Consider the following 3,474-nt stretch of genomic DNA (forward strand, 5'->3'; position numbering starts at 1 on the left):
GCGCAGACTCGCCAGATGGGGCTGATGTTCCGGGATAATATAGCCTTAGAAGACGGCAAAATACCTGAGCATAGTTTATCTATGTTTAGGAGCGTATTGAAATCAAATTTATACTTCCCTTACACAGGGCATACCCATATAAAAACTCAATACGGCCCTGTAGAGGTAATTGATTATCAAGCAGGTGGCATAAATGCTGTTGGAACCATTGATATATTACAAGAGATATTCGACGGCAGTTTACATCTGTTTGCTAGCTATGACTACAACTTCTTTGACTTGTCCCTTATTGATCAGTTAATGCAGGAATACATTGCTCAGATAGAGGAATTATGCTCACTGACAATTCAACCCCAACAGTCAACAGAGCTGCTATCAATATCACAAGCAGATGCGAAAATTGAGTCCACAATTCGACAGGTAGCGGAGGAAATTTGTCACTACCAAATTAGTTCTGATGAAATGGATAAAGATATAGAGGCAGATTTAGGTGTAGATTCCCTAGAACGTATCCGCATTATTACCCGCTTGGAAAAGCTAATTGGGAAAGTCGATCGCCAAGCCTTACTAAGTTGCAGGAGTTTACAAGAAATGGCAAACACACTTAGTACAGCATTTCATTAATTCGTAGCGAATTAATTTTGGCAATACCCTGCAATGCCAATGCATCGGGTAACAATGCCAATGCATCGGGTAACAATGCCAATGCATCGGGTAACAATGCCAATGCATCGGGTAACAATGCCAATGCATCGGCTGACAATGCCAATGCGTCCCCTTGCATTAAAAACGCTACGATTTTACGCAAGCTTAATTTATCGAACCGCCAAGACGCCAAGAACGCCAAGAATTCGTAGAGCGTGCGTAAGTCCTATCTTAGAGAGGCTTTGCCAACGCGCAGCGTCTCCAAGAGTTGGACGCAGAGAGAAGGAAGAAATGCTTAACTGAACTGTATTGCGATATCAACTTCTCCCTTGGCGCTAGCCTCTCCCTTTGGGAGAAGGGGAGACGCTACGCGTAGCAAGATCCCCGTAGGGGTGCGGTAGAAATCAGAGTTTGAGAGATATTTTGCGTAAGTCCTAGAAGATTCAAAAGCGTTCGACTGAGCGCTCACGCCGAAGTCCAAAATTTAAAAAGGTCTGAGAGGAAGCGAATTTAAACGCGAGAAGAAATCTAAAATCCAAAATCTAAAACTTTAGAGGGAAATAATTGAGATGAGCAATATTACAGAAATTCCTTACCTGAAAATTGTAGAACAAGTTCACCAAACACCTGAGGCGATCGCAGTTCTACATCAAGAAACTAAACTTACTTACGCCCAGTTACATCGCTTTTCTAATCAACTGGCCAATTATTTGCGGACTCAGGGTGTAGGCCCAAACACTCTTGTCGGCATCATGACACAGCGCAATCCTTTAATGCTAGTGGGAATTTTGGGCATCCTCAAAGCTGGGGGGGCTTATGTTCCTCTTGATCCTTCTTACCCAGGCGAACGCATCGGTTACATTCTCGAACACGCCAAGATTAGCACTTTGCTAACTGAGTACCAAGTAACTAACAAACTTGAAGAGTGCTTGGATGCGGCGTTACCATTGCATACTTTGCTGTTCTTGGACGATGGCGATGGGTTCGTCCCCAGCAAAGAACTAAACTTACTTAGTAAAGATACTTGGTCTACTTTCTCAGATCAAGATCCGCCCTATACTAATGATCCCGATGATTTGATGACGGTTCTATATACTTCTGGCTCCACCGGACGCCCCAAAGGAGTAATGCTCGACCATCGGGGTTACATGAACCGCCTACGCTGGATGCAAAATACATTCGGGCTGAAACCTGGAGATAGAGTTGCTCAAAAAACTTCTTTCTGTTTCGATATCTCCGTTTGGGAACTTTTCTGGACGTTGATGGAAGGAGCTACTATTTGCCCAGTGGAAAGGGAAACAGTAATCAATCCTTGGAAATTCGCTCAGTGGATCAAGGATACTCAAATCAATGTTATGCATTTCGTGCCTTCATTGTTTGGCGAATTTATCAGTGCTTTAGAAGATGAATCTTGGGAATTTCCTGGCTTACGCTGGTTAGTTTTTAGTGGTGAAGCTTTGCCCTTACCTTTTATCCAACGTTGGATTGACAAGTATGGAACGGGTACTGGACTAGCAAACCTCTATGGCCCAACTGAGGCATCCATTGACGTGACTGCTCATATCATTGAGCAACGTCCTAATGAACAAGTGACTAATCAAATTCCCATCGGCAAAGCCATTGATAATGTTTACATCAAGATTTTAGATGAGCAAATGCAGCCAGTCGTACCTGGGCAGTTGGGAGAACTTTGGATTGGAGGTGTACAACTTGCCAAAGGTTACTTAAATGATTTGCAACGCACATCAGAAGCTTTTCGCCTCAATCCCTTTCTCCAAATTCCCGGAAATTATCTCTATCGGACTGGGGATTTGGCGAAGGAATTGCCAGACGGTAGTTTTGAATATCACGGACGTATCGACAACCAGGTAAAAATTCGGGGTTTTCGTGTAGAACTAGGAGAAATCGAGAGCGTTCTTAATACTCATCCAGCCGTGCGCGAAGCAGCGGTTTTAGCTGTAGATTATGGGGCTGGGCAGAAGAGATTGATAGCTTGGTTGTCTGGAAACAAGGTGGACAATCGACAAATCAAGGAACATCTCTCCCGACTACTACCTGATTATATGATTCCCCAACGTGTGGAATGGTTGCCCAGTTTGCCTAAGAATCATAATGGCAAGCTGGATCGAAACGCTCTCCAGGCGCTGCTGAATGAGAGTCAGCCGAAGAAAAAACCGGACGAAACCATTGATGCTGCTCAGGAATACTTACCACTGGGGCCAGCGCAGCAATGGTTGGTTACATACTTCGAGCCTCCTTATCAGTGGATGGGGTATACACGTTTTCGCTACCGCCAAGCTTTGAATCTCGACGTTTTCAACAAAGCTTTCAATTTGATGATGGCACGGCATCCTGCTCTGCGTACTTTGTTTGTGCAACGCAATGGACAATGGCAGCAACAAGTCATGGGTACAGAAAAGCAATTTCCTGTAGATTTCTTTGATGGTAGTCACTTGAGTGCAGCCGGACGCGATCGTGAAATTCGCTCTCGCATCGAGCAAAGCAGTCAAAAACTGCGTCTTGAGCAGTGGCCGCTATTAGCAACAATCGTGGTCAAAGTTGATGAATCAACCTACGACATCACCATGATTGCCCACCATATCATCGCTGATATGCTGAGTACAACTGTGCTATTTAAAGAACTTTGGTACGCTTATGACCAGATTTTGGTGGGTGGTGTGCCTAGTTTTGAAAACCCCTCGCCACCTTCCTACGCAGATTTTGTCCGTCTGCTTGTGGAAGAAGACAAAAAAGGAGCTTTGGCCAGCCACGTTGATTATTGGAAATCCCAATTTCCTTCTCGACAATATGCGTTTCATGTTCCCTTTG

3 protein-coding genes are annotated in these 3,474 nt (G+C 44.4%); 2 read left to right on the forward strand and 1 reads right to left on the reverse strand.

All coding sequences use genetic code 11. From position 1 onward, the window contains the following. A partial coding sequence (locus tag LC574_RS31890) for an acyl carrier protein (protein WP_229457573.1) occupies positions 1 to 624 on the forward strand: 624 nt, incomplete at its 5' end. Here the strand turns inward: LC574_RS31890 and LC574_RS31895 are convergent. Further along, complete coding sequence (locus LC574_RS31895; RefSeq protein ID WP_229457574.1) at positions 605 to 784, reverse strand: hypothetical protein; 180 nt, start codon at positions 782 to 784, stop codon at positions 605 to 607. The two genes, LC574_RS31890 and LC574_RS31895, sit on opposite strands and share 20 nt — an antisense overlap. A 430-nt stretch (positions 785 to 1,214) precedes the next feature. On the opposite strand from LC574_RS31895, the gene LC574_RS31900 reads away from it, so the two are divergent. Next, positions 1,215 to 3,474: amino acid adenylation domain-containing protein (locus LC574_RS31900; protein WP_229457576.1), on the forward strand; the 2,260-nt coding region annotated here is incomplete at its 3' end.

This window comes from Nostoc sp. CHAB 5715 (genome assembly GCF_020829685.1).
Classification (GTDB): Bacteria; Cyanobacteriota; Cyanobacteriia; order Cyanobacteriales; family Nostocaceae; genus Nostoc.

Coding starts and splice junctions, on each gene's coding strand:
- LC574_RS31895 (WP_229457574.1), bottom strand. CDS start 784: ATGCAAGGGGACGCATTGGCATTGTCAGCCGATGCATTGGCATTGTTA.